Origin of the sequence: Streptomyces sp. Y1 (assembly GCF_041053115.1) — a bacterium.
GTDB classification, from domain to species: Bacteria; Actinomycetota; Actinomycetes; order Streptomycetales; family Streptomycetaceae; genus Kitasatospora; species Kitasatospora rubellomurina.
This window is the reverse complement of record NZ_CP163445.1, coordinates 5,544,510-5,570,638: the sequence shown is the minus strand read 5'-3', so window position 1 is coordinate 5,570,638 and position 26,129 is coordinate 5,544,510. Positions and strand designations below refer to the sequence as shown.

The 26,129-nt window shown below is 72.6% G+C and carries 25 protein-coding genes; 7 read left to right on the top strand and 18 right to left on the bottom strand.

What is annotated here, in order from left to right; genetic code table 11:
* Positions 1-150 precede the first annotated feature (150 nt).
* The 3 genes from lipA to AB2U05_RS24135 all read left to right on the top strand — a co-directional run bounded on the left by lipA (position 151) and on the right by AB2U05_RS24135 (position 2,342).
* Positions 151-1,104, top strand: a complete 954-nt coding sequence (gene lipA, locus AB2U05_RS24145) for a lipoyl synthase (RefSeq protein WP_045692208.1) — start codon at positions 151-153, stop codon at positions 1,102-1,104.
* Positions 1,105-1,268: 164 nt separating this feature from the next.
* Positions 1,269-1,511, top strand: a complete 243-nt coding sequence (locus AB2U05_RS24140) for a hypothetical protein (RefSeq protein WP_369184241.1) — start codon at positions 1,269-1,271, stop codon at positions 1,509-1,511.
* 141 nt (positions 1,512-1,652) lie between these two features.
* Positions 1,653-2,342, top strand: a complete 690-nt coding sequence (locus tag AB2U05_RS24135) for a DUF4191 domain-containing protein (protein ID WP_045692210.1) — start codon at positions 1,653-1,655, stop codon at positions 2,340-2,342.
* Between the two features lie 148 nt (positions 2,343-2,490).
* Here the strand turns inward: AB2U05_RS24135 and AB2U05_RS24130 are convergent, their stop codons facing one another.
* Entirely contained in the window at positions 2,491-2,958 is a 468-nt protein-coding gene (locus AB2U05_RS24130; RefSeq protein ID WP_078859516.1) for an RDD family protein, read from the bottom strand.
* A gap of 287 nt (positions 2,959-3,245) precedes the next feature.
* Here AB2U05_RS24130 and glnA point away from each other — a divergent pair, with 287 nt between their 5' ends.
* The gene (gene glnA, locus AB2U05_RS24125; RefSeq protein ID WP_045692212.1) at positions 3,246-4,658 is read left to right on the top strand and encodes a type I glutamate--ammonia ligase; all 1,413 of its coding nucleotides are present in this window, start codon (positions 3,246-3,248) and stop codon (positions 4,656-4,658) included.
* A gap of 99 nt (positions 4,659-4,757) precedes the next feature.
* Here the strand turns inward: glnA and AB2U05_RS24120 are convergent, their stop codons facing one another.
* From AB2U05_RS24120 to AB2U05_RS24075, 10 genes are all read right to left on the bottom strand, one after another.
* The gene (locus AB2U05_RS24120) at positions 4,758-5,783 is read right to left on the bottom strand and encodes an SDR family oxidoreductase (RefSeq protein ID WP_045692218.1); all 1,026 of its coding nucleotides are present in this window, start codon (positions 5,781-5,783) and stop codon (positions 4,758-4,760) included.
* A 35-nt stretch (positions 5,784-5,818) separates the two neighbouring features.
* A complete protein-coding gene (locus tag AB2U05_RS24115) occupies positions 5,819-7,036 on the bottom strand; it encodes a beta-ketoacyl synthase (protein ID WP_369185987.1) in 1,218 nt (405 codons plus the stop codon).
* Between the two features lie 41 nt (positions 7,037-7,077).
* Positions 7,078-7,332 (bottom strand): acyl carrier protein, encoded by a 255-nt coding sequence (locus tag AB2U05_RS24110; protein ID WP_045692220.1) that lies wholly within the window; start codon positions 7,330-7,332, stop codon positions 7,078-7,080.
* A gap of 25 nt (positions 7,333-7,357) precedes the next feature.
* Complete coding sequence (locus tag AB2U05_RS24105; RefSeq protein WP_045692221.1) at positions 7,358-8,590, bottom strand: aspartate aminotransferase family protein; 1,233 nt, start codon at positions 8,588-8,590, stop codon at positions 7,358-7,360.
* Positions 8,587-9,045 carry a type II toxin-antitoxin system RatA family toxin gene (locus tag AB2U05_RS24100; RefSeq protein ID WP_045692222.1) on the bottom strand — a complete coding sequence of 153 codons (459 nt, stop codon included), beginning with the start codon at positions 9,043-9,045 and terminating at the stop codon, positions 8,587-8,589. The genes AB2U05_RS24105 and AB2U05_RS24100 overlap by 4 nt, the downstream gene beginning before the upstream one ends.
* Positions 9,032-10,249 carry a GNAT family N-acetyltransferase gene (locus AB2U05_RS24095; RefSeq protein WP_369184240.1) on the bottom strand — a complete coding sequence of 406 codons (1,218 nt, stop codon included), beginning with the start codon at positions 10,247-10,249 and terminating at the stop codon, positions 9,032-9,034. The genes AB2U05_RS24100 and AB2U05_RS24095 overlap by 14 nt, the downstream gene beginning before the upstream one ends.
* Positions 10,246-11,379 carry an acyl-CoA dehydrogenase family protein gene (locus AB2U05_RS24090; RefSeq protein ID WP_045710754.1) on the bottom strand — a complete coding sequence of 378 codons (1,134 nt, stop codon included), beginning with the start codon at positions 11,377-11,379 and terminating at the stop codon, positions 10,246-10,248. The genes AB2U05_RS24095 and AB2U05_RS24090 overlap by 4 nt, the downstream gene beginning before the upstream one ends.
* A 45-nt stretch (positions 11,380-11,424) precedes the next feature.
* On the bottom strand, positions 11,425-12,519 hold the full coding sequence (locus AB2U05_RS24085) for a cytochrome P450 (protein ID WP_369184239.1): 1,095 nt from the start codon (positions 12,517-12,519) through the stop codon (positions 11,425-11,427).
* A 370-nt stretch (positions 12,520-12,889) separates the two neighbouring features.
* Entirely contained in the window at positions 12,890-13,984 is a 1,095-nt protein-coding gene (locus tag AB2U05_RS24080; protein WP_369184238.1) for a PP2C family protein-serine/threonine phosphatase, read from the bottom strand.
* Between the two features lie 164 nt (positions 13,985-14,148).
* The gene (locus AB2U05_RS24075) at positions 14,149-15,366 is read right to left on the bottom strand and encodes a cytochrome P450 (RefSeq protein ID WP_369184237.1); all 1,218 of its coding nucleotides are present in this window, start codon (positions 15,364-15,366) and stop codon (positions 14,149-14,151) included.
* A 137-nt stretch (positions 15,367-15,503) separates the two neighbouring features.
* On the opposite strand from AB2U05_RS24075, the gene AB2U05_RS24070 reads away from it, so the two are divergent.
* Complete coding sequence (locus tag AB2U05_RS24070) at positions 15,504-15,860, top strand: ArsC/Spx/MgsR family protein (RefSeq protein WP_045692266.1); 357 nt, start codon at positions 15,504-15,506, stop codon at positions 15,858-15,860.
* A 17-nt stretch (positions 15,861-15,877) separates the two neighbouring features.
* On the opposite strand, the gene AB2U05_RS24065 is transcribed toward AB2U05_RS24070, so the two are convergent.
* Complete coding sequence (locus AB2U05_RS24065; RefSeq protein WP_369184236.1) at positions 15,878-16,348, bottom strand: pyridoxamine 5'-phosphate oxidase family protein; 471 nt, start codon at positions 16,346-16,348, stop codon at positions 15,878-15,880.
* 99 nt (positions 16,349-16,447) lie between these two features.
* Here AB2U05_RS24065 and AB2U05_RS24060 point away from each other — a divergent pair, with 99 nt between their 5' ends.
* Positions 16,448-17,011: a DUF1697 domain-containing protein gene (locus AB2U05_RS24060; protein WP_369184235.1), complete on the top strand. Its 564-nt coding sequence runs from the start codon at positions 16,448-16,450 to the stop codon at positions 17,009-17,011.
* A 144-nt stretch (positions 17,012-17,155) separates the two neighbouring features.
* Positions 17,156-17,701 (top strand): FHA domain-containing protein, encoded by a 546-nt coding sequence (locus AB2U05_RS24055; protein ID WP_369184234.1) that lies wholly within the window; start codon positions 17,156-17,158, stop codon positions 17,699-17,701.
* Between the two features lie 35 nt (positions 17,702-17,736).
* Here AB2U05_RS24055 and AB2U05_RS24050 read toward each other — a convergent pair whose 3' ends face one another.
* From AB2U05_RS24050 to AB2U05_RS24025, 6 genes are all read right to left on the bottom strand, one after another.
* Positions 17,737-18,699 (bottom strand): DUF1152 domain-containing protein, encoded by a 963-nt coding sequence (locus AB2U05_RS24050; RefSeq protein ID WP_045710753.1) that lies wholly within the window; start codon positions 18,697-18,699, stop codon positions 17,737-17,739.
* A 110-nt stretch (positions 18,700-18,809) separates the two neighbouring features.
* Positions 18,810-19,703, bottom strand: a complete 894-nt coding sequence (locus AB2U05_RS24045; RefSeq protein ID WP_369184233.1) for a hemerythrin domain-containing protein — start codon at positions 19,701-19,703, stop codon at positions 18,810-18,812.
* A 272-nt stretch (positions 19,704-19,975) separates the two neighbouring features.
* Positions 19,976-21,028, bottom strand: coding sequence for an alpha/beta hydrolase (locus AB2U05_RS24040; RefSeq protein ID WP_369184232.1), 1,053 nt, complete (start codon positions 21,026-21,028; stop codon positions 19,976-19,978).
* A 343-nt stretch (positions 21,029-21,371) separates the two neighbouring features.
* A complete protein-coding gene (locus AB2U05_RS24035) occupies positions 21,372-21,593 on the bottom strand; it encodes a hypothetical protein (RefSeq protein ID WP_369184231.1) in 222 nt (73 codons plus the stop codon).
* A 140-nt stretch (positions 21,594-21,733) separates the two neighbouring features.
* Positions 21,734-23,470 carry a carbohydrate-binding module family 20 domain-containing protein gene (locus tag AB2U05_RS24030; protein ID WP_369184230.1) on the bottom strand — a complete coding sequence of 579 codons (1,737 nt, stop codon included), beginning with the start codon at positions 23,468-23,470 and terminating at the stop codon, positions 21,734-21,736.
* 286 nt (positions 23,471-23,756) lie between these two features.
* Positions 23,757-26,090, bottom strand: coding sequence for a M4 family metallopeptidase (locus AB2U05_RS24025; RefSeq protein ID WP_369184228.1), 2,334 nt, complete (start codon positions 26,088-26,090; stop codon positions 23,757-23,759).
* Positions 26,091-26,129: the final 39 nt, after the last annotated feature.

The window sequence follows — 26,129 nt, the reverse complement described above, 5'->3', positions numbered from 1 at the left end:
TCGCTGCCGAATCGCTACTGATCCCCTGCCACTGGGAATCTACCGGCCGGTAGCCGTGTTGCCCTGCGATTGCGGGGCGGCAGGCCCGGCGAAGGCCGTACAACCACAGGCGTACCCTGGGGGTACCCCGTCTAGTTCTAGGAGTCGCACGTGTCCGCTGTCGCGCCCGACGGCAGGAAGCTGCTCCGCCTGGAGGTCCGCAACAGCGAGACCCCCATCGAGCGGAAGCCCGAGTGGATCAAGACCCGCGCGAAGATGGGCCCGGAGTACAACGCCCTCCAGTCGCTGGTGAAGAAGGAGGGGCTGCACACGGTCTGCCAGGAGGCCGGCTGCCCCAACATCTTCGAGTGCTGGGAGGACCGCGAGGCGACCTTCCTCATCGGCGGTGACCAGTGCACCCGCCGTTGCGACTTCTGCCAGATCGACACCGGCAAGCCCGCCGAGTTCGACCGCGACGAGCCGCGCCGGGTCGCCGAGTCCATCGTCACCATGGACCTCAACTACGCCACCATCACCGGCGTCGCCCGCGACGACCTGGAGGACGGCGGCGCCTGGCTGTACGCCGAGACCGTCCGCCAGGTGCACGCGATGACCGCCGAGCGCGCGGGCGGCCGCACCGGCGTCGAGCTGCTGATCCCCGACTTCAACGCGGTGCCCGAGCAGCTGGCCGAGGTCTTCTCGTCCCGCCCCGAGGTGCTGGCGCACAACGTCGAGACCGTGCCGCGGATCTTCAAGCGGATCCGGCCGGCGTTCCGCTACGAGCGCTCGCTGGACGTCATCACCCAGGCCCGCGCGGCCGGGCTGGTGACCAAGTCCAACCTGATCCTGGGCATGGGCGAGACCCGCGAGGAGGTCAGCCAGGCGCTGGCCGACCTGGTCGGCGCCGGCTGCGAGCTGATCACCATCACCCAGTACCTGCGGCCCTCGCTGCGCCACCACCCGGTCGAGCGCTGGGTGAAGCCGCACGAGTTCGTCGAGCTGCAGCAGGAGGCCGAGGAGCTGGGCTTCGCCGGCGTCATGTCGGGCCCGCTGGTGCGCTCCTCGTACCGCGCCGGCCGGCTGTACCGGCAGGCGCTGGAGCGGCGCGCGCAGGCGGCGGTCTGACCGTCCGCGTCGGTTTCGAGCCATGGAAGGGCGGAGCTCCGGCTCCGCCCTTCCGGCGTTCACCGTGCTTTGACCGGCGGGTCACGGACTGGTAACACGGGGTGGGGACGATGGACGCTCGGCGAGCGTTCGATTCTTCTCAGCCACGAGAGGAGCTGTTCGGCATGGAGATGCGGATCGGGCCGGTGGGGGTGGCGCTGCGCTTCGCGGAGAGCGTCCTGCTCGCGCCCGGCCAGCGGCGCGCGCGGCGCAACGCCTGGGCGGCGGTCTGCGAGAACCGCCGGTACGCGGCGGACCGCCGGCACGACGCGGCGGCGACGGCCACGACGGCGACGGCCACGACGGCGGGGGCCACGACGGCGACGGCAGCGGGCGGCCGGGGGGCGGGCCGGTCCGGGCGCCGCTGAGGGCCGGGCCGAGGCCGGGCCGAGGCCGGCTGCTCCGGACGGTCGCTGTCCGCGACGGCGCACCGACGCCCGGGTCACGGTTCGGGCGAACGGGTACCCGGGCTTGGATATCCCGCACCCGTGCCACGTACCATGAGCCTTATGGCGAGGGAAACATCCGAGAACCCCGGGCGGCTGAAGCAGATCGGCCGGGCGTACAAAATGACCAAAGAGGTCGACCCCAAGATCGGCCTGATCATTGCCGGCGTCGGCCTGCTGACCTTCGGCGTGTTCCTCGCCATCGGCTTCGCGATCGACCACCCCATCTACCTGGGCATCCTGGGCTTCATCGTGGCCGTCCTGACGGTCGCGATCGTCTTCGGCCGCCGGGCCGAGCGCGCCGCGTTCGGGCAGATGGAGGGGCAGCCGGGGGCCGTCGCGGCAGTGCTGGACAACATCCGGCGCGGCTGGAGCTCCAGCACCACCCCGGTCGCGATCACCCGTAACCAGGACGCGGTCTACCGCGCCGTGGGCCGGGCCGGCATCGCGCTGATCGGCGAGGGCAACCCGAACCGGGTGCGCCAGCTGCTGGCCTCCGAGAAGAAGAAGATGGCCCGGATCGTCGGCGACATCCCGGTGCACGACATCGTGGTGGGCAACAGCGAGGGCGAGGTCCCGCTGAAGAAGCTGCAGATCCACCTGATGCGGCTGCCCCGCGCCATCACCGCCGCCCAGGTCACCGAGACCAACGACCGGCTGCGCGCGCTGGGCGACCTGCTCTCCAAGGCGCCGATCCCCAAGGGTCCGATGCCCAAGGGCGCCCGGATGCCCAAGGGCGGCCAGGTCCGCTGACCCCCTCTCCCCCCGACTGGTACACCGAACGGCCCCGCCGCGGAAGCTCCGCGGCGGGGCCGTTCGGTGTTCGTGGTTCGTGGCTCGCGGTTCGTGGCGACGGCGGGCGGTTCGCGCCGGATCCCGACCTCGTCGGATCCCGACCCCGTCAGATCCTGACCTCGACCGTGCCGACCGCCTTGTCGTGCAGGCCGCGGGTGTCCCGGTCCCAGACCAGCGGCGGCACCACCAGGCAGAGCAGCAGGGTGCGCAGCAGGACCTGCGGGATGGTCGCGCGGCCGCCGTCCAGCCGGACGACCCGCAGGCCGAACAGCCGCTTGCCGAGCGTCGTGCCGGTGGTGGAGAGCAGCAGGGCCGCCATCACGAAGTAGAGCGGGCTGGTCCACAGGTTCGCCTCGGAGGCGTCGCCCTTGGCGAGCAGCCCGTACGCGATCATCGCGACCAGCCAGCCGTCCACGAACAGGGCGCCGATCCGGCGGCCCGGGCCGGCGATCGAGCCGGGGCCCTCCTTGGGCAGGCCGAGGCGCTCGCCGCGGTGGCCGAAGTCGGCGCCCATCTTCTCGGCGGCCGCCTTAGGGCCGTCGATCCACGATCCCAACGCTTCTCTGGTGTCCACGAATCCACACTAACCGGGCTCACGCGCCGGCCCGGCATCGGCTCCCCCGTCGCCGGGGGCGTTGTCCACGACCGAGTGAATCCCGGTGGCCGGCCCTTGAGACCGAACGCCCAAGTGGTCCAGACCAATCCAGCGGCGCCACCTCGGGAGGCGGGTCGTTTTGCCCCGTCCCGTACGCCTTTGCCGCCCGCTCGGCGACCGCGCGTAACATTCGGGAAATGAAGGGGTCACCGAGCGGAAACGACCCGTTCCTAGGGTGAGCCCCATTCGCACGCCGAGGAGGACGAATGTTCAACAACGCCGCCGAAGTGAAGCAGTTCATCCAGGACAACGACGTGAAGTTCGTCGACGTCCGCTTCTGCGACCTGCCGGGCGTCATGCAGCACTTCTCCGTACCTGCGGCGACCTTCGACCCGTCCGAGACCCTGATGTTCGACGGTTCGTCGATCCGCGGCTTCCAGGCCATCCACGAGTCCGACATGGCCCTCGTCCCGGACCTCGCCACCGCCCGACTCGACCCGTTCCGGGCCGAGAAGCACCTCAACATCAACTTCTTCATCCAGGACCCGGTCACCGGCGAGGCCTACAGCCGCGACCCGCGCAACGTCGCCAAGAAGGCCGAGGCCTACCTCGCCTCCTCCGGCATCGCCGACACCGCCTACTTCGGGCCCGAGGCCGAGTTCTACGTCTTCGACTCGGTGCGCTTCGAGACCAGCGCCAACGCGTCCTTCTACCACATCGACTCGGAGGCCGGCGCCTGGAACTCCGGCGCCGCCGAGGGCGACGTGCGCGGCTACAAGGTCAAGTACAAGGGCGGCTACTTCCCCATCCCGCCGGTCGACCACTTCGCCGACCTGCGCGCCGAGATGTCGCTGGAGCTCGCCGCGGCCGGCCTGGAGGTCGAACGCCAGCACCACGAGGTCGGCACGGCCGGCCAGGCGGAGATCAACTACAAGTTCAACACCCTGCTGCACGCCGCCGACGACCTGATGCTGTTCAAGTACATCATCAAGAACGTCGCCTGGCGGGCGGGCAAGACCGCCACCTTCATGCCCAAGCCGATCTTCGGCGACAACGGCTCCGGCATGCACGTCCACCAGTCGCTCTGGACCGAGGGCACGCCGCTCTTCTACGACGAGCAGGGCTACGCCGGCCTCTCCGACACCGCCCGCTACTACATCGGCGGCCTGCTCCGGCACGCCCCCTCGCTGCTCGCCTTCACCAATCCCTCGGTGAACTCCTACCACCGCCTGGTCCCCGGCTTCGAGGCCCCGGTCAACCTCGTCTACTCGCAGCGCAACCGCTCGGCCGCGATCCGCATCCCGATCACCGGCTCCAACGCCAAGGCCAAGCGCATCGAGTTCCGCGCCCCGGACCCGTCCTCCAACCCCTACCTGGCCTTCTCCGCCATGCTGATGGCCGGCCTCGACGGCATCCGCAACAAGATCGAGCCGCTGGAGCCCGTCGACAAGGACCTCTACGAGCTCGCCCCCGAGGAGCACGCCAACGTCCCCCAGGTGCCCTCCTCCCTCCCGGCCGTCCTCGACGCCCTGGAGGCCGACCACGAGTACCTCCTCGCGGGCAACGTCTTCACCCCGGACCTGATCGAGACCTGGATCGACTTCAAGCGCACCAACGAGATCGCCCCGATCGCCCTCCGCCCCCACCCGCACGAGTTCGAGCTGTACTACGACCTCTAAAGGGCCCTCCGGCCTGCCGAAACGCAGGTCGGTCCCGCAACGTTTCCGCAGGTCAGGCGTGGTCCTGACCTGCGGAAACGTGTGCGGGTGGGACGCCGGTCAGGAGGCCGGGGTGAACGCGGTCCACGGCTGCGGGCGGGCCAGGGCGAGGCGGGGTTTGGCTTCGGCCCAGTGGCGGACCGCGGTGGCCATCACGGCGGCGGGGTCGGTGACCGGGTGGGTGGGGGTGAAGGGCTCGGTCATCGAGGTGTAGCTCTGGAACATCGCGAGCAGCTTGACGGCTTGGGCCTGGAACAGGGAGAGGTGGCGGTCCGCCAGGGGGAGGAAGAAGCGGTTCCAGCGCTCCGGCGGGACGAGCGGCGGGCGCTCCACCGGGGCGATCCCGTGAGCGGCCCGACAGGAGTTGAGGGTGCTGCAGATGACGTCCAGCAGGGCGGAGAGCGTCAGGCAGGACGGCCCTGCCGCGATCACCTCGGTGCGCGGGGCCCGCGGGGGCTCGGCCAGGGCGGCCGCCGCGATCACTTCGGCGACCTGGTCGACGGGGCTGATCTCGGCGTAGCCGTCCGGGTCGCCGACCACGACGGCGGCCAGGCCGGAGACCAGGGCCTGCAGGATCGTGTAGGGCCCGGAGAAGCGGGCGATCCGCCCGTCCCCGCTGCGGCCGACGACCAGCGGCGGGCGGACCACGGTGAGCGGTCCGGGGTGCTCGGCCCGGGCCAGCTCCTCGCAGCGGGCCTTGGACCACTCGTAGCCGTTGCGGTAGCCCTCGAACTGCGCTCCGCGCAGGTCGCCGGGGTTGCGGGTGCCGCCGACGTAGGCGGTCGAGACGTGCACCAGGTGGGTGTCCCGGTCGGCCAGGGCGAGCACCGCCCGCAGCGGCTCCACGTTGGCGGCGACGGCCTCCGGACGGGTGAGGGTCCAGCGGGTGGTGGCCGCCGCGTGCACGATCACGTCCCAGTGGCCGGCCAGTTCGGGCGGCGGGGGTTCGGCCCCCATCCGCCAGGAGACCGGGCGCTCGGCGGTGGCTCGGCGGGCCACCGGTACCAGCGTGTGGTCCGCCGCCCGCAGCAGACCGCTGACCTCGGCGCCGACCACACCGGTCGCGCCGGTCAAGAGGATTCGCATGGGATGTCCCGGTACGAGGAGGGAATCGGAAGAGGTCAGGCGGGGACGAGCACCAGGCAGGCGTTCTGGCCGCCGAATCCGAAGGAGTTGGAGAGGACCGGCCCCGGCGGGATGCCGCGTGGCGCGGAGCGGACCAGGTCCACCAGGTCGGCCTCCGGACTGGTGCCCAGGTTCGCGATCGGAGGCACCTCGCCCCGGGCCGCGCAGAGCAGGCCGAGCGCCGCCTCCAGCGCTCCGGAGCCGCCGATCAGATGGCCCGTCACGCCCTTCATCGCCGTCACGGGCAGCGTCCCGGCGCCGAAGCAGCGTTCGATCGCCCGCGCTTCCGCCCGGTCGTTGAGCACCGTCGAGGTGCCGTGCGCGTTGACGTGACCGATGTCGGCCGGCGCCAGCCCCGCGTCGGCGATCGCGCGCCGCATGCAGCGGGCCGCCATCTCGCCGTTCTCGATCGGGGCGACGATGTGGAAGGCGTCGCAGTTGTCCGCGTACCCCGCCACCTCGCCCAGGATCGCAACACCCCGTGCCAGGGCCGCGTCCCAGCGTTCCAGCACCAGAACCGCAGCCCCCTCGGCCATCACGAAGCCGTCCCGGTCCGCGTCGAACGGGCGGCTGGCGAGGGCCGGTTCGCCGTTGCGGGCCGACATCGCCCGCATCTTCGCGAACGCGCCGACGATCACCGTGGTCACCGGCGCGTCCACTCCTCCCGCCACCGCCGCGTCCAGCTCGCCGTAGCGGATCCGCCGGGCCGCCTCGCCGATCGCCGTGGTGCCGCTGGCGCACGCCGAGGAGTACGTGGTGCAGGGGCCGCGGAAGCCGTAGCGCAGGGCCAGCCGGGAGGCCGCCGAGTTCGCCATGGTGCGCGGCACGGTGTGCACGGGCAGGCCGCCGGGGCTGTCCCAGTGGTCCGTGGTCACCTGCTCCATGCTGGCCAGACCGCCCATGCCGGTGCCGACCTGCACGCCCACCCGCTCCGGCGGCGGGCCGCCGCCCTCGGTGAGCCCCGCCGCGGTCACGGCGTCGGAGGCCGCGCACAGCAGCAGGGTCGCGGCCCGGTCGATCTGCCGGGCCTCACGGCGGGTCAGGTACGCGTCGACGTCGAACGGCGGCACCAGCGAGGCGATGGTCACCGAGACGCCCCGCTCCACCAGGAGGTCGACGACCCCGGCGGTGGGCCGGGCCTTGAGCACCGACTCGTAGGCCTCCTGCACGCCGGTGCCCACCGGACACTTCACCCCGATCCCGGTGACCGCCACCCGGTGACCGCCGTCCGGACGCCTGGAACCCCGACTCGCCGTCACCGGGCCTCCGCCGTCCGGAGCGTGAGCAGGTCGATCGCCTGGCCGACGTCCTCGGCCCGGGTCAGGTCCTCGACCTCGATCCGCAGGGCCAGCGCGCGTTCCAGGCGGGAGCCGATCTCCATCAGCTCCAGGCTGTCGATGCCGTGGTCGGCCACCAGGCTGGTGCGCTCGTGCACCTCCTCCACCTCCGTGCCGAGCACGTCCGAGATCGTCGTCCTCACCACCAGGGCCAGTTCCTCACGCGTGGGCATGTCCGTCCTTCCTGAGGGTGCGGGTTCATCGGGCGGCCACGGCGGCCAGGGCCTCGTCCAGGATGCCGAGCCCTTCGGCGAGCTCGGCCTCGGTGGCCACCAGCGGCGGCAGCAGCCGGATGGTGGTCGGGCGGCCCAGACAGGGCGAGACCAGCAGGCCGTGGGCGGCGAGTTCGAGCACCGTCGCGCCCGCGTGGGCGGGCGTGTCCAGGTCGACGCCGCGCAGCAGACCCCGCCCCCGCACCTCGCGCACCGTCTCCGGGTGGCGAGTGCGCAGGTCCGCCAGGCCGGAGTCCAGCAGGGCGGAGAGTGCCCGGCCGTGCCCCGCCAGCCGGTCCATCACCTCCAGTGCGGGCGGCAGGGCCGCACAGCTCAGCGGGTGTCCGCCGAAGGTCGCGGAGTGCAGGAACGGATCGGCGTCCAGCGGTGCGTACAGCCGCTCCGAGCAGACCAGGGCCGACAGCGGGACCACGCCGCCGCCGAGCGGCTTGCCCAGCAGCACGCCGTCCACCGGCAGGCCCGCGGCCAGCGCGAGCGAGGGCTCACCGCAGCGGCGCAGGCCGCACTGGATCTCATCGGCGATCACCATCGCCCCGTGTTCCACCGCCGCCGCGCACCACTGGCGCAGCACCTCCACCGGGAGCGGAACCGCACCGTTCTCCCCCTGGACCGGCTCGAACACCAGCGCGGCCACCGGTCCCGCTGCCAGCTCCCGGGCGAGGGCCCGCGCGTCCTGCGGGTCCAGGTGCGCCACCTCCACGGTGCAGCCGCGCAGGCCCACCCGGTAGAGCGGGCTGTGCGTCAGGGCCAGGGCGCCGAGCGACTTCCCGTGGAAGCCGCCGCGCACCGCGAGCACCCGCTCCCTGCCGGTCGCCAGCCGGGCCAGTTTGACCGCGACCTCCACCGCGTCCGAGCCGTTCAGCCCGAAGTGGACCTTCGGCAGGACGTGTCCGAGGTGTGCCGCCAACCGACCGGCCGCATCGGCCGCCACGGGGTTGGCCAGGCTCCGGGTGGCGGTGGGCATGGTGTCCAGCTGCCGGTGGACGGCGGCGAGCACCTCGGGGTGGCGGTGACCGAGCAGGGTGACGGCGTACGAGCCGAAGTCCAGCACCCGGCGCCCGTCGGACAGGGTCACCCTGGCGCCTTCGGCGGCCGTCTCGACCGCACCGCGCCCGGCGAAACCACCGGTCAGCGCGAGCTTCCCGGACAGGTGCCGGCGCACCTGGTCGAACACCTCGGTCGCGGCGGCCGGCGTCATCGGGTCACCGCCGTGACCGGGACGAGCCGGCTGCGCAGCGCGGTCAGCATCTGCTCGGCGTTCTCGCGCAGGGCGTCGGCCGCGATCGGGTTGAGCATCTCCGCGAGCAGCGGGATGCCGATGTCGAAGTCGGCGCAGAGCACCACGAGGCTGCCGCCGTCGGCCGCCTGCCTGACCGCCCAGTGGCCGGAGAACTCGCCCAGGTCTCCGGTGAGTTGGCGGAAGTCGAAACGCCGGGCCGCCGGGTCGATCACCTCCGCTTCGGTCCACCGCAGCACCGAGCCCTCCAGCCGCACCGACCAGGCGGTGGTGCGGTGGCATGCGTCGGTCCGCTCGACCACCACCACCTCGTCCACGCTCTCCATGCAGTGCTGGTACGACTCCACGTCCACCACCGCCGCCCAGACCAGCTCGGGCGGCGCGGCGATCGGCAGTTCCACCTCAACGTGCGGCACGGGACGACCTCTTCGGTTCGGGGAGGGACAGGGGGAGGTGTTCGGCCGCGTGCGGCCCGAGGGCCTTCGCCCTCGCGGCCACCAGGGCCGGGGGGAGCAGCCGGCGCAGCAGGGCCCGCCGCAGCGGGCGGAGGTGCGTCATCGCGTACCACTGCTCGACGAGGTCGCAGCCGAGTTCGACCTTCGGCTGATAGGCGGTCTGGGCGAACCGGATGTGGGTGCACCCCGAGTCGATGGCCAGCCGGATCGCGGCGTGGTGCACCGCGTGGTAGAGCCCGGCCTCGTGGGCGATCCGGTAGTCCAGGCCGATCCGGGCTCCGGTGGCGCCCGTCCCGGCGAACAGGCAGAGGAGGAAGGCCACCAGCCGCTCGCCCTCGAAACAGGCCACCAGTCGGCGCCCGGCCGGCTGCCCGCTGTGGACGGCGGCCAGGAAGTCGGCGTCCAGTACGTCCAGCCGCTGTTCGGCCCGATCCATCACCTGCCGATACAGCCCGAGCATCTCCGGCAGCAGGTGTGCGAAGTCCTCCAGCACCTCCGTCCGCAGCCCGGGCCAGGCCGCCGCCCGCCGCAGTTTGCTGCGCGCGTTGCGCCGCGCCTTGGCGGGCAGTCGGGTCAGGTAGTCCTCGAACCCTCCCGGGCCCAAGCGGAGTTCGGTGTCCGGGAGGGCGGGCAGGAAGAAGAAGCCGGCGCCGGCCAGGGAGGGCCGCAGCGCCGCCAGTTCGACGGGCGCGAAGTCCTTGAACACCACGGTGCCGAGCCCTTCGCGGCGGGCCAGCGCCAGCGCCGCGCCGATCAGCGCGTCGAGGGCCGGCGCCGGCAGCTGCCGGCCGGTCAGCAGGTGTCCCTGGCCGAGCAGGTGGCCGCAGAACAGCATGGGAACCCGCAGCAGGCCGGGGAGCAGGCGTCGCAGGGGGGCGAGGCGGCGCCGGACGTCCGCCCCGAGCACCTCGTCCAGCCGCAGCCGGGAGAACAGGCTGACCGGCAGCACCGCGAGCACCCCCGTCTCCCCGGGGGCGTCCTGACGGAGCACCAGGTAGGCGTACCCGTCCGGCCCGATCGCGGACACCTCCATCGCGCGCAGCACGTCGCGCGACCACATCGGGTCGCCCGGCGGCGCCAGGCGCTCCCACAGCCCCTCCGGGAGCGCGTCGACGCCGCGCACCACCTCGACCCGGTAGTCGGCCGCGGCTTCCACCCCCGTCATCCGATCCGCAGCGGACGGCCGTCGAGGTATTCGCGCAGCGGGCCGGCCATCCGTGCCCGGGCGGGCGGGTGGAAGCCGAGTGCCCCCGCCGCCGAGGCCAGGTAACTGCCCTCGGTCGAGCCGACGAACGCCATACCGCCCAGGGCGGCCAGGCAGCTGCGGCTGGTGCGGGCGATGGCGTCCTCCGCCGCGTAGCGGGCCATCAGCGCGGCCACCAGCAGGCCGTCGTCCCAGGGCTGGTGGCGGTCCGCCATCGCCCGGGCCACCGACTCCACCGCGAGCATCGCGGCCTCCACCTCCGCCAGGGGCCCGGTCGGGTCCTGCGGGGGGCCGCCGGGCTTGGTCAGCGCCCGCTCCACCAGTGCGCTGGCCACGCCCAGGTAGCCGGCCGTCAGCAGCAGCTCGAACCAGAGGAAGCCCGCCGTGTTGAGGTCGTCGGGTACCGCGTCGGCCGTGACCTCGGTGACCAGGACCATCTCCTGGTCGACCTCGACCTCGGTCAGCACCACCTCCTCGCTCTCCGCGCCGGCCAGCACCGTGTTGCGCCAGAACGGTCGCACCTCGATGCCCGGCGTGGCGGCGGGGACCAGCGCGACGGCCAGCCGCTCGACGCCGTCCTCGTCCGCGAGCAGCACCGAGGCCGTCAGCAGGTCCATCGAACGGGACAGGCTGCACGGCATCTTGCTGCCGTTCAGCACCACCCGTTCCCCCCGGCGACGGGCGGTGATGTGCGGCTTGAGGATGTTCTGGCCGGCCCGGCCCTCCGCGAAGGCGGAGGCCAGGAGCAGGCCGTCGGCGGCGATCGAGGCGAGCACCTGCTCCTCCGGAGCGCCCGGAGAGGCGGAGCGGACCAGTCCGGCCACCGAGAAGTGGTGCATGGTGGTGGCCACCGCGAGCGAGGGGCAGCGGGCCCCGACCGCACGCTGGACGCGCACCGCCTCCAGGGCGCTCACGCCCTTGCCGCCCAGGGCACGGGGCACCAGCAGGCCGGGGCCGCCGGCCGCGCGGAACGCGCCGATCGCCGGGCTGGGGGTGCTCTCCAGGCGCTCCAGGGGGTGGGCTGCCAGAGCGGCGTCCAAGCCGGGCAGGTGGGTCTCCAGGGCGGCACGTTCACGCTGCAGGAATTGCACGGGACCGGTTCCTCCAAGGACGGTGATCGGGACTGCGGGGGCGGGTCAGCCGGCCAGGGCCAGCGGGAGGCGGGTGAAGCCGCGCAGACCGTCGCCGGTGCGCCGGGTCGGCGGTCCGGACGGCGTCAGTCGCGGTAAACGGTGCAGTAGTTGGCGCAGCAGGACGACTCCCTCCAGCCGGGCCAGTGCGGTGCCCACGCAGTAGTGCGCGCCCGCGCTGAAGCTCAGCACCCGGCCGTCCGGCCGTCCGATCGTGAAGGCGTCCGGGTCCGCGAACACCTCGGGGTCCCGGTGAGCGGCCGCCATGACCGCGATGACGCTGGCTCCGGCCGGCAGGGGGACCCCGGCGACCTCCGTGGCCCGTGCCGTGATCCGTTCCGTCATCGGTACCGGAGCGTCCCAGCGCAGCGACTCCTCCAGCGCGGCCGGCACCAGCTCGGGCCGACGCCGCAGCAAGGCCCACTGCTCTGGATGGCTGAGCAGGGCGTGCACCGCCATCCCGAGCATCGCGGCGGTGGTCTCGAAGCCGGCGGCGAACATCAGGACCAGCACATCGACGAGTTCGTCGTCCGTCAGCCCGGCGCTGTCCGTCAGGGGGCCCACGGCCAAGGCCGAGGCGAGGTCGTCGGCAGGCCGGGAACGGCGTTCGTGCAGCAGTCCGGCGAAGTACGTCCGCAGCCCTCCCACCCCCCGGTCGGCCCGGGCCCAGTCCTCCGGGGTGCGGACGGGCTCCAGCAGCCGGACGGCATCGTCACCGAGCAGGCTCAGGCCCTGCTGATCCGCGCGCGGCACGCCGATCAGCTCGCCGACCATCGCGACCGGAAGGGGCAACGCGACCAACTCGTGGAAGTCCGCGACCGCGCCGCCGGCGGCGGCCTCCGCGAAGGCGTCCAGCAGTTCGGCGCCGAGCTCCTCCACCCTGGCCCGCAGTGCGGCGACCCGGCGGGCGCTCAGCTCCCGGACCACCAGGCGGCGGAGTCGATCATGGGCGTCGTGGTTGGTGGCCAGCATCGAGGAGTAGAAGAAGTCGGCGGCCGGGCGACCGATGCCTTCCGGAATTCTCCGCTCGCACCATTCCCGGTCGGGCACCAGGAAGTCGGGGCCGGTGAGAACGGCCTGGCAGCCTGCGAAAGTGGTCAAGAAATGCGAGCTGATCGTCACACTGTAGTAAACCGGCGCCACCTCCCGGAGTCCGGCCAGGGCGGGATAGGGATTGTCCCTGCCCTCCGGGGCAAAAACCGATAAAAGGATCTTCTCTGGATTCAACAGTCCAGCCTTGGGTCCGATCAACGGAAAAGACGGCTTCCACCCGCCCTTCCCACGATACCCGTGCAGCATATATCAGAGATTCCGACACTCGCTCAACCGGGCCATTCCAAAGGAATATGATCGTCAGTTCGAGCACATTCCAAACCGATATCGTCACGGCCGGCGAACTCGATACCGCGGAGACCGCGTTGCTCCGGGCCGGCCGGCGGACGACGGCCGGGTGGGCGGCGGGCCGGGCCGGTCAGTGTTCCGGGGTGAGGGCGAGGACGGCGAGGTCGTCGGCGAGGAGGCCGGCGAACTGGTGGACGTCCTGGGCGAGGAAGGAGACCACCCGGTCGGGGGTGGTGTCGCCGAAGGCGGTGAGGCGGGTGGCGAGCGGGTAGAAGGTGCCGGTGGCGTCGCGGGCCTCGCTGACGCCGTCGGTGTAGAGCAGGACGGTGTGGCCCGGGGGCAGCACGACGACGGTGGGTTTGCCGCGTTCGTCGGGCGGGCCGAGGTGGCCGAGGCCGAGCGGCAGCTCGTCGGCGCAGGACACCAGGGTGATGGCGCCCCCGGCGAGCAGCAGCGGGGTGGTGTGGCCGCGGTTGACGATCTCGACGCAGTCGGCGCCGGGCCGGTACTGGAGGAGGACGGCGGTGGCGAAGAGCTCGTCGTCGCCGCGGTCGGTGGCGTCGCGCAGGACGGCGCGGTCGAGCTGGTCGGCGAGGTCGACCAGGCCGGGGGTGTCGTGCGCGGCGGCCCGGAAGGCGCCGAGCACGTCGGCGACGGTACGGACCGCGCCGAGCCCCTTGCCCCGGACGTCGCCGAGCAGGACCCGGACGCCGAAGCGGGTGTCGCACACCTCGTACAGGTCGCCGCCGACCAGCACCTCCGCCTGGGCGGGGCGGTAGAGCCCGGCGACCCGCAGGCCGCCGGCCCGCTCGGGGACGGGCCGCAGCACGGTGCGCTGCAGGGTCTCGGCGACGGTGCGGGCCTGCAGCAGGTTGCGGTTCTGCCGGATGCGCTGCCAGGCCAGCGCGGTGCCCATCACGCCGGAGAGCAGGGTGGCGATGTAGACCCAGACGTGGTGCTGCTCGTTGATGTGCCCGGCCCGCAGGGCGAGCAGGATCTGCAGGGCGAGGGCCCCCGCGGTGGTGGCGGCGGTGAGCGCCGGCCCGTAGCTGAAGGCGGCGACCACGGGCAGGGCGGTGAGCAGGAAGCCGGCGGCCACGGCGTCCGGGACGACGGCCTCGATGAGCAGGTCGAGCAGCAGGAGGGCCACCGGCAGCCAGGGCACCCAGCGCGGCACCCGGGGCGGCTCGACCACGGGGGGCGGCGGGCGGCTTGGTGCGGGCACGGCGGGGACCTCCTGGCCGACCGGTCCGGCCGCCGGGGCCGGACAGGGCCCGGTACGACCGGTTCGTCCCTCCATGCTCCCCCACCGCCGCCCCGGCCACGAGCGGCCGGACGGCCCGGTGCCCGGGACCGGGTCGGCCTCGGGCACCGGGCGTCCGGGGGTGGTCAGCGCACGGTCACCGGCAGGGTCTGGTAGCCGCGCAGCACCAGCCGGTCCCGCCGGGTGGGGACGCCGCCGGGGGCGAGCCGGGGGAAGCGGTCCAGCAGGGCGGGCACCGCGATCTCGCCCTCCAGCCGGGCCAGCTGGGAGCCCAGGCAGAAGTGCTGGCCGCCGCCGAAGCTGAGCGGCTGGCTGTCGGTGCGGGCCGGGTCGAACACCTCGGGGCGGTCGTACCGGGCCGGGTCGTGGTTGGCCGAGCCGATCAGCACGGTCACCGTGCTGCCGGGCGGGACGGGCAGCCCGTCGACGGCCAGGCCCTCCTCCAGCGCGACCCGGACGGTGGCCTGGACCGGGGAGTCGAAGCGCAGCACCTCGTCGGTGAACAGGGCCGGGGAGACGGCGCCGCTGCGCAGCCCCTCGGCCACCTCGGGGTGGCGGAAGAGCAGGGCGAGGCCGTTGCCGAGCAGGTTGGTGGTGGTCTCGAAGCCGCCCACCAGCAGCAGCACCAGGTTGGCCAGCAGTTCCTCGGCGGAGAGCCGGCCGTCGTCCTCGGCGGCGATCCGGGCCAGGTCGGTCACCAGGTCGTCCTGCGGGCGGGCGAGGCGTTCGGCGGCCAGCTCGGTGAAGTACCGGGTCATCTCCTCGGCCGCCGCGTCCGCCGGGCCCAGTTCGTCGAGGTCCTTGAGGACCTCCAGGGCGACGGTCAGGTCGGAGGTGAGGCCGCGGAAGCGGTAGCGGTCCTGGTCGGGGACGCCGAGCAGCTCGCATATCACGCCGACCGGCAGCCGGAAGGCGAAGGCGTCCATGAAGTCGACGGGCGAGCCGTCCGCACCCTGCTCGGCCATCTCGTCGAGCAGCCGGCCGACCGCCGTCTCCACGGCGGGGCGCAGCGCGGCGACCCGGCGGGCGTTGAACACCGAGGCGATCAGCGCCCGGACCCGGGGCTGGTCGGGGGCGTTGCGCTGGAGGATCGAGCGGCCGAACAGGGCGAGCGAGGAGTGCGTCGCCAGCTCGGGAGCGGTGCCCGCCATCATCTCGGCGGTCGCCACGCCGAAGCCGGGGGTGCGCAGCACCTTGTTGACCGCCTCGTAGCCGCTCACCACGAACATGCCGTCCCCGGCCGGGGCGATCGGGCCCAGCGCGCGGGCCTTCCCGTACAGCGGGTACGGATCGGCCCTGACCTCCGTGGTCATGAGCTGTTCGATGATCGTCGCGCCGTCCATCCGGCACTCCCCTCCGAGACGATGGTTCCGGTTCCTGAACCGTCACCGGGCCCGGCGGAGTTCCCGTGCCGTTCACGCCGCTGCCACGGCGCCGCCACGCCGGGTGGGGCGGCGGGCGGCTCGGTAGGCTGGTCGGCATGGAGATCTGGATCAACCCCCGTTGCAGCAAGTGCCGGACGGCGCTGAGCGAGCTGAACACCCACGGGGTCGAGTACACCGTGCGCCGCTACCTGGAGGACCCGCCGACCGTCGCCGAGCTGGAGCAGGTGCTGGAGCGCCTGGGCCTGGAGCCGTGGGACATCACCCGCATCGACGAGGCGACCGCCCGGGAGCTGGCGATGCGGCAGTGGGGCCGGGAGCCGGGCGACCGGGCGCGCTGGATCGCCGCGCTGGCCGAGCACCCCGTGCTGATCCAGCGGCCGATCATCACCGCGGACGACGGGCACGCCGTGGTGGCCCGTACGCCGGAGGCGCTGAAGTCCGTCCTGCCGTAGCGGCCCCCGGGGAGCGGTCAGTGCAGCTGGATCCGCTCCACCGGCCGGCCCGGGTGCCAGTTGAGGACCCAGAGGTGGTCGCCCTCCAGGCTGGTGTGCACGACCTGCCGCAGGTCCAGCCGGAACAGGTGGAACGGGGTGGGCGGCGGCTCGGGCAACTCGGCGGCGAAGGCGAGGAGTTCGACCTCGTCGGTGACCTCGACCACGAGGCCGGCGATCTTGGAGTCGCCGCCCTCCATGGTCTCGTTCCCCGGGTGGGAGTGCAGCGCGAAGCGGCCGTCCCGCTGGAGGTCGCGGGCCTTGACCGCGTGGTACATGGAGCCGAGCCAGAGGTCGGCGCCGACGAACTCGACCTCCGTACCGCTCACCCGGGGTGAACCGTCCTTGCGCAGCGTCGCCAGGACGTGGTGCTTATCGGCCTCGAACCGGGCCCGTACCAGGGCCGCGAGTTCGGGTGCCTCCTGCTCGAAATCCTGCCAGGTAGCCATGGCGCCAGTCTGGCACCCACCACTGACAAACGCCGGGGACGAACGCCGGGGACGAACCGGCGCCGGGCGGCTGTCGGTGGCCGGTGCCACACTGGCCCGGTGACCACCACGACCACGACCACCTACATCGCGTTCCTGCGGGCCATCAACGTCGGCGGCCGGACGGTGAAGATGGAGCGGCTACGGGCGCTCTTCGCCGAGTTGGGGCTGGGCGGCGTCCGCTCGTACATCCAGAGCGGCAACGTCTTCTTCACCTCCGACGCCACCGACGGACCGGGCCGCGCCGCGCTGACCGCGCGGATCGAGGAGCACCTGGAGCGCGAGCTCGGCTACCCGGTGCCGGTGATGCTGCGGACGGTCGAGGAGGTCGCCGCGCTGCTCGCCGCCGAGCCGTTCCGGGGCGTCGAGGTGACGCCGGACGTCCGGCTGGTGATCGCCTTCCTGTCGGAGCCGCTGCCGGCCGAGCTGGCGCGCCCGCACCGCTCGCCGAAGGGCGACGTCGAGGTGCTGGGCGCCGATCCGGGGGCCGCGTACCTGGTGATCCACCTGCGGGACGGCAAGTGGGTCACCAAGGAGGTGTTCGACAAGGCCTACCGGGGGTCGGTCACCTCGCGCTTCCTGCACACCACGGAGAAGATCCTGGCCGCCGCCCGCAAGGGCTGACGACCGGGGCGCAGGCCCCAGCGCTCGGAACCGCGCGGAACCGCCCGGGCCGGGCGGGCGTCTGTCGCTCAGTGAGGTACTCCCCCGGCGCCGGCGCACGGCGCGAGCTGGACACTCCGAGTCGGCCGAGCCGACAATCGGGCCATGACGCCTGCTGAGTTCCACACCGGTGCGGTCCGGCCGTCCGACGCCGAACGGGACGAGGCACTCGGGGTGCTCAAGGACGGCGCGGGCAGCGGGCGGCTCTCGCACGACACCTTCCTCGGCCGGATGGAGATCGTCCTGCGCGCCGACAGCCGGGGCGAGTTGGACGCCGCGCTGGCCGGGCTGCCCGCCGGCGGCCCGGTCGAACGCTTCGTGCTGCGGACGGTCGGCCGGTTCTCCGCCTTCGGCGACCGGCTGGGGCGGGCCTGGCGCACCGAGCGGCTGCCCGGGCTGAGCCTCCCGCAGGTCGGTGCCGGGCAGTTGACGATCGGTCGGCTGCCCGGCTCGGGCCTGCGGCTGCACGACCCCTCGGTCTCCCGCCGGCACGCCGAACTGCGGCAGGAGGGCGGCGACTGGGTGCTGTACGACCTCGGCTCGACCAACGGCACGCACGTCAACGGGCGCCGGATCGCCGGAGCCGTCCGGGTCCGCCCGGGCGACCAGGTGCGGTTCGGCAACCTGGAGTTCCGGATCGCCGCGGGCTGAGCGCGGCCGTCGCCGGGAGCCGGCGACCGCCCGGCTCAGTGCGGGAACTGCCGGCGCGGCCGCTGCCGGGGCAGCTCGTCCTGGAACTCCGCGATGGCGGTGGCGATCTGGCGCATCAGCACGGTGTGCTCCAGCCGGTCCAGGTAGCGGTTCTCGGCGGCCAGCGCCTCGACCGTCACGCCGAAGTAGAGCGTCATCAGCGGGTTGATGAAGAGCTGCTCGCCCCTCGTCCGCTCGGTGAACCGGACGTCGCCGAACTCGCCGCGCAGCGCGGCCGCCACTGAGCCGTTGACGATGCTGGGGTGCTCGGGGAAGGCGGCCCGGGCGTGCTCGACGGCGTCCAGGTAGAGCGCGCCCTCGCGGCTGTCGCGCGGGACGGAGAAGGCGCCGAGGTAGCCGCCGGCCCGGTCGATCGCGGCCAGGTTCTCCAGCACCAGCGAGTGGTTGACGCCGTGGTGGGCGTCGACGCCGAAGCCCAGGCAGGCGACCAACCGCTCCGGGACCTCGGTCAGGCCGGCCACCGCGGCCAGGCTGGCCATGTCCTCCTCGGGGGTGCCGAGGCCGATCTCGTCGCCGCGCATCAGGATGTCGGTGCCGCCGTCGACCAGCAGGATCGCGTCCACGCCCAGGTGGTCGACCAGCCGCCGGTACGCCTCGCGCAGCGGCTGGACGCCCACCGTCGGGAAGGCCCACACGGTGTCGGGCAGGCCGTGCAGCCGCAGCCAGCGGGCCAGCGTGCGCTCGGGGAAGTAGCCCTCGGGGGCGGGGGTGTCCGGCCGGATCCGGGCCAGGTCGGGCTCGTGCCACACCTCGCCGGGCAGGCCGTAGAGGTGGGTGAAGGAGAGGTTGGCCAGGTGCACCTCCCTGCCGGCGGCGCGCAGGGCGAGGGCGATCGGGAGGCCGGCGTACACGTCGAATCCGCCGCCGGCCCCGGCCACGAGGATGCGCTCGGCGGCCAGCAGCCGGGTGATCAGCGGGGGTTGCAGCAGAGAGGTCACCGGCGGACGGTAGCACCGCCGGCGCGTCGACGATCTTCTTCCAGCGGTTGGCATATGCCCCCGACCTGTGCCACGCGCGTAGATCGACGGGCCGCGAAAAGCCCCCGCGCTCAGTCGGTGCCGTGCCCGGGGTTGCCGGACGAGAGCTCGCCGAACGGGAAGCCGATGGACCGCAGACCCGCGGCCGGGAGGTCGTCCGAAGCCCGGGTGGGAACGCCGGGCGCGAGGTCACCGGGCACGAGGTCGCCGGGCGAGCCCCAGAGCCGCGCGGTGCAGCGCTGGTAGGTGGCCTGCCAGTGCGGCCAGTTGCGCGCCACGTCGTCGTCGCACTCGGCCAGCAGCCGCTCGATCTGCTCCTGGTCGACGCCGTCCAGCAGCCAGGCCAGCGCGTCCGGCGTGCCGGGGCCGTCCGCCGAGCACAGCAGGTCCAGCAGCTCGCCCAGCCCGCCGAGCCGGGAGCCCTCCGTGAACACGAGCTCCATCCGGGGCAGCAGTTGGCGCTCCTCGATCCGCAGGTGGGTCTCCAGCCGGGCGGCCAGGTCCTCCATCGCATAGGCGACCGGCCAGGCGCTGCCGGTGTCCCGGGTGGCGATCCGGACCAGCGTGGTGACCCGGGTGAACGAGTGGTCCAGCGCGTGGTGGTCGTCCTCCAGCCAGTTGAGCAGCAGCCGCAGCTCGGGCGCGAAGCGGCGCACGATCGGCCAGATCCGGGTGTCCTGCTGCTCGTGGTGGCAGGTGAGCATCGCGGTCATGAAGTTCCAGTGCCGCAGCAGCGCCTCGCCCTGGTCGTCCTCCCCGGGCTGGAGCAGCCGCAGCGCGTTGGGCAGCCGGGCGAGGTCGCGCCGCAGCGCGGCGTGCACCAGCCGCAGCCCGGCGAACCGCATGGTCGCCGGCTCCTCGTCGGCGTCGTGCCCGTACGCGCTCGCGCCCCGGGCCTCGGCCCCGGACTGCGACCGCTGCTCGGGCACGGACGGGGACGGCTGCGGCAGGAGGTGGATCGGCATGGCACTCTCTTCACGGCTGGCGGGCGGATGGGGGCTGCCGGTGGTGAGGCGGCCCCATCCAAGGTGCTCGCAGTCGATCAGAAGCGAATCAATGTCCGATTGACGCGCAGGTCACAGGCGTTTTCCGGCACCCGGGCGGGGCACGCGGGACGGGCCCGAGCGGGGGTTCCGGGCCGGCGCCGGACCCGCGTCCGGGCACGCGAAAGCCCGGGGCACACGCGGTGCCCCGGGCCGTCGGATCAGCGGGCCGTCTGGTCGGCGGACCGGACGGGTCAGTCGGCGGCCGGCCCCGCCAGCTGCTTGGTCAGCCACTGCAGCGTGTCCGGGATCATCTTCTTGAAGTCCGAGGTCAGGTGCTTGCCGCCCGGCTGCTCGTAGTACTCGATGGACACCGGCGCGACGGCCTTCTTCACCCAGTTCGTGACCACGGCCTTCTCGTAGCCGTTGGCACCGCCCGCCGTGACGTACATCTTCACGTCGGCCTTGCCCTGGGTGACCAGGATGTCGGGGTTGTTGGCCGCCTTCTCGGCGTCGTGGCCCTTCCACAGCCCGGAGTCCGGGATGAAGTAGCCGTCGATCGGCACCGCGGCCTTGTAGACGTTGGGGTACTGCAGGGCGAGCTTGGCGCTGCAGAAGCCGCCGGTGGAGGCGCCCATGATGCCCCAGCCGTCGCGGCCCTTCACGGTACGGAAGTTGGCGCGGACGAAGTCCGGGATGTCCTCGGCCATCCAGGTGCCCATCTTGGGCTGGCCCGGGATGTCGGAGCAGTCCAGCGCGTTCTTCTCGTCGCTGTTGAAGTTCTGCACCGGCATGATCATGATGAACGGGTGGGCCTTGCCGTCCTTGACCAGCCGCTCGTCCTCCTCCTGGATCGGCAGCTGGTTGTCGGTCCAGGTGTTGTAGCCGTTGCTCTGGCCGCCCGCGTAGAGGGTGAGCACCGGGAAGCCGGTCTTGGCGTACTTGGGGTCGTTGTACTCGGGCGGCAGCCAGACCCAGACCTGGCCGGTCACGCCGGACTTCGCGCCGGTCACCTTGGTCGAGAAGATCGGGCCCGCGGCGGTGTCCCGGACCTTGTTGAGCGACGCGGCCGGACCGGTGGGCATCAGCACCTTCCCCGAGGCGGCGGCGGTCGTCGCGCCGGCCGCCGGGGTGCCGGCGGGGCTGGTCGGCGCGGCGCTGTCGGCCGCGGACGGGGTGGCGTCCGCCTTGGCGCCGTCCCCCTTCCCGCCGCCGGAACTCCCCCCGCAGGCCGCGAGCGTGGCGGCCAGGACGAGCGTGGCGGCGCCGGTCAGGAGGGCGCGGTAACGGGACGACTGCCTAAGCACGGTGAGGACTCTCCGACCGATGTCACACCCGGACCGTCTGACCGGGCGGCGGCCCCCCGGTGGGGCCGGACAGGCCCGGAACGCGGTGCTGGTGCGGCCCCCGGGCGACGGTTCGCCCTCCCTTACGGGCGGCGAACCTTCCTGCGATCCTATGACGTGGGCCGGGGCGGGCCGGTTGCGCGGTGGCCACCGGAAATCCAATGTTTGTTCGCGATCAGGTAAAACCCTTCACCTGCCCGCCGTCCGGCGGGGGTCGGACAGCGGGGGTCGGACAGCGGGGGTGGGATGCGGGGGCCGGACGCGGCCGCCGGTACGGGGAACGGCTCGGCGGCGGCCGCACCGGCTACTCGTCGTGCGAGTGCCGGTACCGCGGCGCACCGCCGCCGTCGTCGAGCCGGTAGACGCTGGTGGTCGGCCAGTACTCGCCGTCCTCGGCGGCCGGCAGCTCGACCCGCAGCAGCATCCGCAGCGCGGGCGGCGGGGCGGCGGCGTTGACGCGCTTGCGGTGGCCGTCCCAGCGGCCGCCGCACAGTTCGACGTCGAGGACGAGGGGGCTGGTTCTCATCCCGCGATGGTGGCAGGACCGTCCCCCGATCCGGGGGTTTCAACCGGCCCGGCCACCCCGGGGAGGGACCCTCGTCATCGCCGGACTGACGGGGGCCCCGGAATCTCCCCGCTTCGGCGACGGGACCGCCGCCACCAGCCCTACGGCCGCCAGGTGTCGTTCAGCGTCACCGTGCCCGAGCCGGGCACCGTCGCCGTCCGGTTGGCCCCGGACTCCCAGGTGACCGCGCCGCTCGCGTCCTTGCGCACGTACTTGTACTGGAAGGCGGTGCCGGGCGGCAGCGAGAGCGCCAGCGACCAGACCGGGTAGCCGGACGAGGACAGCGGCAGCGCCTTCGCCGGGTCCCAGCCGCCGAGCGCGGGGACGTCGCCGACCACGTAGACGTTCTGGCCGAGCGAGGTGGTCGCGTTGACGTTGAACGAGGCGCCGGAGACCGTCGCCCCGGGCTGGACGTACAGCGCGACCGCGTCGCCCGCCCCCACCGTCGCGGTGAACTGCCCGTTGGCTCCGACCTGGTACGTCGGGCCGGTGCAGCCGCCGCCCGGCTGCGGGTCGCCGTGCTGGACGTCGCAGTAGGTGCCGGCCGGCAGCGCGGTCTGGAAGGTCTGGGTGATCGCGCCGCTCTCGTGGTTGATCGCGACGTAGCCCCGGTTGCCGCGCCCGAAGGCGATCGCGTTGTTGCCGTTGGACCACCAGTCGGTCACCCCGGTGCCCGCGACGGCGTTGCGGAAGCCGACCATGTTGGCGATCTGCCGCCAGGCGTGGGTGCAGTTCCAGCCGTCCTGGTAGCAGGCGTTGACGGTGCCGCCGTTCGGCGGGCCGTCGTCCTTGTTCGTGAAGCCGTAGCCCGAGTAGACGTTGGGCGAGCCGTACGTCGAGGCCAGCAGGAAGACGTTGGCCAGCGTGTAGGTGTTGCCGTAGGTGTAGTTGAGCGTGGAGCCGTTGCGCTCGGTGTCCCAGTTGTCGACGAAGCTGCGGGCCTGGTTGCTCGGCAGGTAGCCCCAGGAGGCGCCCCAGCCGTTGAGGTTGGCGAGCTTGTCGCCGGTGAAGATCCGCTTGAGGTCGGTGCCGACCCGGAACTCGTCGACGTCGCCGTTGCCGGTGTACTCGGTGGGCTGGATCGGCTCGCCGGCGCCGTAGATGACCTCCTGCACCCAGTAGGCGTTCGGGTTGGCCATCCTGGCCTTGATCGCGGCGAGGTCGCCGGCGGCGATGTGCTTGGCGGCGTCGATCCGGTAGCCGTCGACGCCGAGCGAGCCGAGGTCGTCGAGGTAGTGCGCGATGGTGCTCTGGACCTTCGCGCTGCCGGTGTCCAGGTCGGCGAGGTCGACCAGTTCGCAGGTCTGCACGTTGGTGCGGTCCTGGTAGTTGGTGATCGGCTGCCGACAGGCGTGGAAGTCCTGGTCCTGGTACGTGCCGGGGTAGTTGTACTTGGTGTACGCCGTGCCGCCGGTGCCCGTCCCGGAGCCGGCCGACATGTGGTTGACCACCGCGTCGGCGATCACCTTGACACCGGCCGCGTGGCAGGTGTCGACCATGTTCTTGAACGAGGTGCGGTCGCCCAGCCGTCCGGCGATCTGGTAACCGACCGGCTGGTAGGAGGTCCACCATTGCGGGCCCTGGATGTGCTCCTGCGGCGGCGAGACCTCGACGAAGCCGTAGCCCTTGGGGCCGAGGGTGGAGGTGCAGGCCTGCGCGACGGAGTCGAAGCGCCACTCGAAGAGGGTGGCGGTGACGTCCTTGCCGTTGTTCGCGGGCGGGGCGGCCTGGGCGGCGGGGGCGGCGATGCCCGCGGTGAGCGAGAGCGCGAGCGCCGCCGAGGCGGTGAGCGCGCCGGCCAGGCGGGCAGGCCGGCGCGTGGGGGCGGTGGTGACCACATCGTCTCCATGGGGGTGGCTGGGGTGGGGGCAGCCGTTCTCTGCAGGAAGTTTCTGTAACTTGCCGGAAACTTGCAGCGAACCTAGAGGCGCCGGGACACACCGTCAAGGTCAAGGGCGAAACGTTTCCGCTTCGTGCCCGACCGCCCCGCACGGCAGGGCACACGACAGGACAGGAGACAGGACGCACGACAGGACAGGAGAACACGACAAGGGCCCGGCGGCCGTAGCCGCCGGGCCCCTCACCTGTCCTGGTTCACCGGTCCCTCAGGGAGCCGGTGCGACCTCAGCTGGTCTGGATGGAGGTGTCGTCGATCACGAAGCTCGTCTGCAGCGAGGAGTCCTCGACGCCGTTGAACTTCAGGGTGACCGTCTGGCCCGCGTAGGCCGACAGGTCGAAGGTGCGCTGCTGGTACCCGGCGGCGGCGTCCACGTTGGAGTAGGTCTTCAGCGTGGTGCCGTTCACCGACACGGTCAGCTTGTCGTACGCGGTCGAGCCGGTCTCCGCGGTGTCGATGTGCAGCCAGAAGCTCAGCGTCGCCTTGCAGCCGGCCGGGATGCTGACCGTCTGGGACAGCGAGTCGGTGTGGGCGCTGCCGTAGCCGTTCAGCCACGCCTTCCACGAGCCGCCGTGCGCCGCCTGCGAGGAGCTGTTGTCGACCACGCCGCTCGAAGCCGTCCACGGCGCCGCCGTGCCCGTCTCGAAGCCCTGGTTGCCGAGCAGCTGCGCCGGGGTGCAGGTGCCGCCGCCGCCACCGGTGACGGTCCAGGTGAAGCTGGTGGTGCCGGTCTTGCCGGCGTTGTCCTTCACCGTGACGGTGACGTTGGAGCTGCCCGCCGCGGTCGGGGAGCCGGTGATCACGCCGGTGGAGGCGTTGATCGCCAGGCCGGCCGGCAGGCCGCTCGCGCTGTACGACAGCGGCGCGGTGCCGCCCGAGGCCTTGATCTGCAGGTTGACCGAGCCGCCGACCGCGGTCGACTGGTTGCCCGGGTTGGTGACGGTGACGCCGCCCGGGTTCGGCAGCGAGCCGACGTTGACGGCGGCCCAGGCGGTGGCGACCTGGTTGTACTCGGCGCTGTTGGCGCCGTACAGGTCGGTGGCCGCGTTCAGGGTCGCGGTGCGGGCGGCGGCGTAGTCGGTGGTGGAGGTCATGTACGCGGTCAGCGCCTTGTACCAGACCTGCTGCGCCTTGTCCCGGCCGATGCCGGAGACGGTGATGTTGTTGACGGTCGGGCTGTTGTAGCTGACGCCGTTGATCACCTTGGCGCCGCTGCCCTCGGCCAGCAGGTAGAAGAAGTGGTTGGCGACGCCGGACGAGTAGTGCACGTCCAGGTTGCCGACGCCCGAGTACCAGGAGTCGGCCGACTGACCGTCCTTGGAGGGCTTGTCCATGTAGCGCAGCGGCGTGCCGTTGCCGTTGATGTCGATGAGCTCGCCGATGAGGTAGTCCGGGTTGTCGGCGGGCAGGTTCGCGTAGAACTCGACCATCGAGCCCATGATGTCCGAGGTGGCCTCGTTGAGGCCGCCGGACTCGCCCGAGTAGTTCAGGTTGGCGGTGGCCGAGGTGACGCCGTGGGTCATCTCGTGGCCGGAGACGTCGAGTTCGGTGAGCGGGTGGGTGTCGCCGGAGCCGTCGCCGTAGGTCATGCAGAAGCAGCCGTCGTCCCAGAAGGCGTTGACGTAGCCGGTGTCGTAGTGCACCCGGCTCATGGCGCCGACGCCGTCGTTCTTGATGCCGCTGCGGCCGAAGGTGTTCTTGTAGAAGTCCCAGGTGACGGCGGCGCCGTACTCGGCGTCGACGGCGGCCGACTCGCGGTTGCTGGCCTGGCCGTTGCCCCAGGTGTCGGTGGACTTGGTGAACAGGGTGCCGTTGCCGGACGTCCCGTTCTTCATGTCCGTGGTGTACTGGCCGCCGCGGGTGGTGTCCTTGAGCTGGTACTGCCCGCCGCTCTGGGTGGTGGTCAGCGGCACGTTGCCGACGAACACACCGGTGCCGGAGCCGCGCTTGATGCCGTCCGCCTTGCTCAGCACCTCGCCGGTCTTGGCGTCGGTGACGACGTGCAGCTTGCTCGGGGTGCCGTCCGACTCCTTGCCGTTGACGACGGTCTCGTACGCGAGCTTCGGGGTGTCGCCGGCGGCCCAGACGACCAGGCGCGGGGCGGTCTCGACGGTGCCCTGCTCGGCGGCCAGCGCGGCCTCCTGGGCCTTCGGCGCGGCCAGCGCGGGGGCGGTGTCGACGCCCGCGAGGTTGGCCTGGCTGGCCTTGGTCACGCTCTTGGTGGCGCCCGCGGCGTCCTGGTGGACGATCAGGTCGCCGCCGAGGACCGGGAGTCCGGCGTAGGTGCGCTCGTAGCGCAGGTGGCGGGCACCGTTGGCGTCCTGGACGACGTCCTTGGTGACCAGCTTCTCCTGGCCGCTGAGGCCGAGGGCCTGGGCGAAGGAGGCGGACTGCTGGTTCGCGGAGGCGATCAGCGCGGCCCGGGAGGACTGCTGGGCGGCGACGGCGGTCGGCGCGTCGGGCGTGGCGGCCTGCGCGATGACGGGTATGCCGGTGACCAGCAGCGCGGTGGTCGCGGCCATGACGACCGCCGCCTTCCGGACGTGAGCGGAACGTGACATGCGGACTCCTTTTCCGACCGGTGCCGGTTCGCACCCGGT

What these genes read in the sequence shown, in the direction of transcription:
- AB2U05_RS24095 (WP_369184240.1), bottom strand. Translation starts at nt 10,249, where the DNA reads ATGACGGGGGTGGAAGCCGCGGCCGACTACCGGGTCGAGGTGGTGCGC.
- AB2U05_RS24045 (WP_369184233.1), bottom strand. Translation starts at nt 19,703, where the DNA reads ATGCCGATCCACCTCCTGCCGCAGCCGTCCCCGTCCGTGCCCGAGCAG.
- AB2U05_RS24135 (WP_045692210.1), top strand. Translation starts at nt 1,653, where the DNA reads ATGGCGAGGGAAACATCCGAGAACCCCGGGCGGCTGAAGCAGATCGGC.
- AB2U05_RS24025 (WP_369184228.1), bottom strand. Translation starts at nt 26,090, where the DNA reads ATGTCACGTTCCGCTCACGTCCGGAAGGCGGCGGTCGTCATGGCCGCG.
- AB2U05_RS24105 (WP_045692221.1), bottom strand. Translation starts at nt 8,590, where the DNA reads ATGACGCCGGCCGCCGCGACCGAGGTGTTCGACCAGGTGCGCCGGCAC.
- AB2U05_RS24110 (WP_045692220.1), bottom strand. Translation starts at nt 7,332, where the DNA reads ATGCCCACGCGTGAGGAACTGGCCCTGGTGGTGAGGACGACGATCTCG.
- AB2U05_RS24055 (WP_369184234.1), top strand. Translation starts at nt 17,156, where the DNA reads ATGACGCCTGCTGAGTTCCACACCGGTGCGGTCCGGCCGTCCGACGCC.
- AB2U05_RS24070 (WP_045692266.1), top strand. Translation starts at nt 15,504, where the DNA reads ATGGAGATCTGGATCAACCCCCGTTGCAGCAAGTGCCGGACGGCGCTG.
- AB2U05_RS24140 (WP_369184241.1), top strand. Translation starts at nt 1,269, where the DNA reads ATGGAGATGCGGATCGGGCCGGTGGGGGTGGCGCTGCGCTTCGCGGAG.
- AB2U05_RS24075 (WP_369184237.1), bottom strand. Translation starts at nt 15,366, where the DNA reads ATGGACGGCGCGACGATCATCGAACAGCTCATGACCACGGAGGTCAGG.
- AB2U05_RS24120 (WP_045692218.1), bottom strand. Translation starts at nt 5,783, where the DNA reads ATGCGAATCCTCTTGACCGGCGCGACCGGTGTGGTCGGCGCCGAGGTC.
- AB2U05_RS24035 (WP_369184231.1), bottom strand. Translation starts at nt 21,593, where the DNA reads ATGAGAACCAGCCCCCTCGTCCTCGACGTCGAACTGTGCGGCGGCCGC.
- glnA (WP_045692212.1), top strand. Translation starts at nt 3,246, where the DNA reads ATGTTCAACAACGCCGCCGAAGTGAAGCAGTTCATCCAGGACAACGAC.
- AB2U05_RS24065 (WP_369184236.1), bottom strand. Translation starts at nt 16,348, where the DNA reads ATGGCTACCTGGCAGGATTTCGAGCAGGAGGCACCCGAACTCGCGGCC.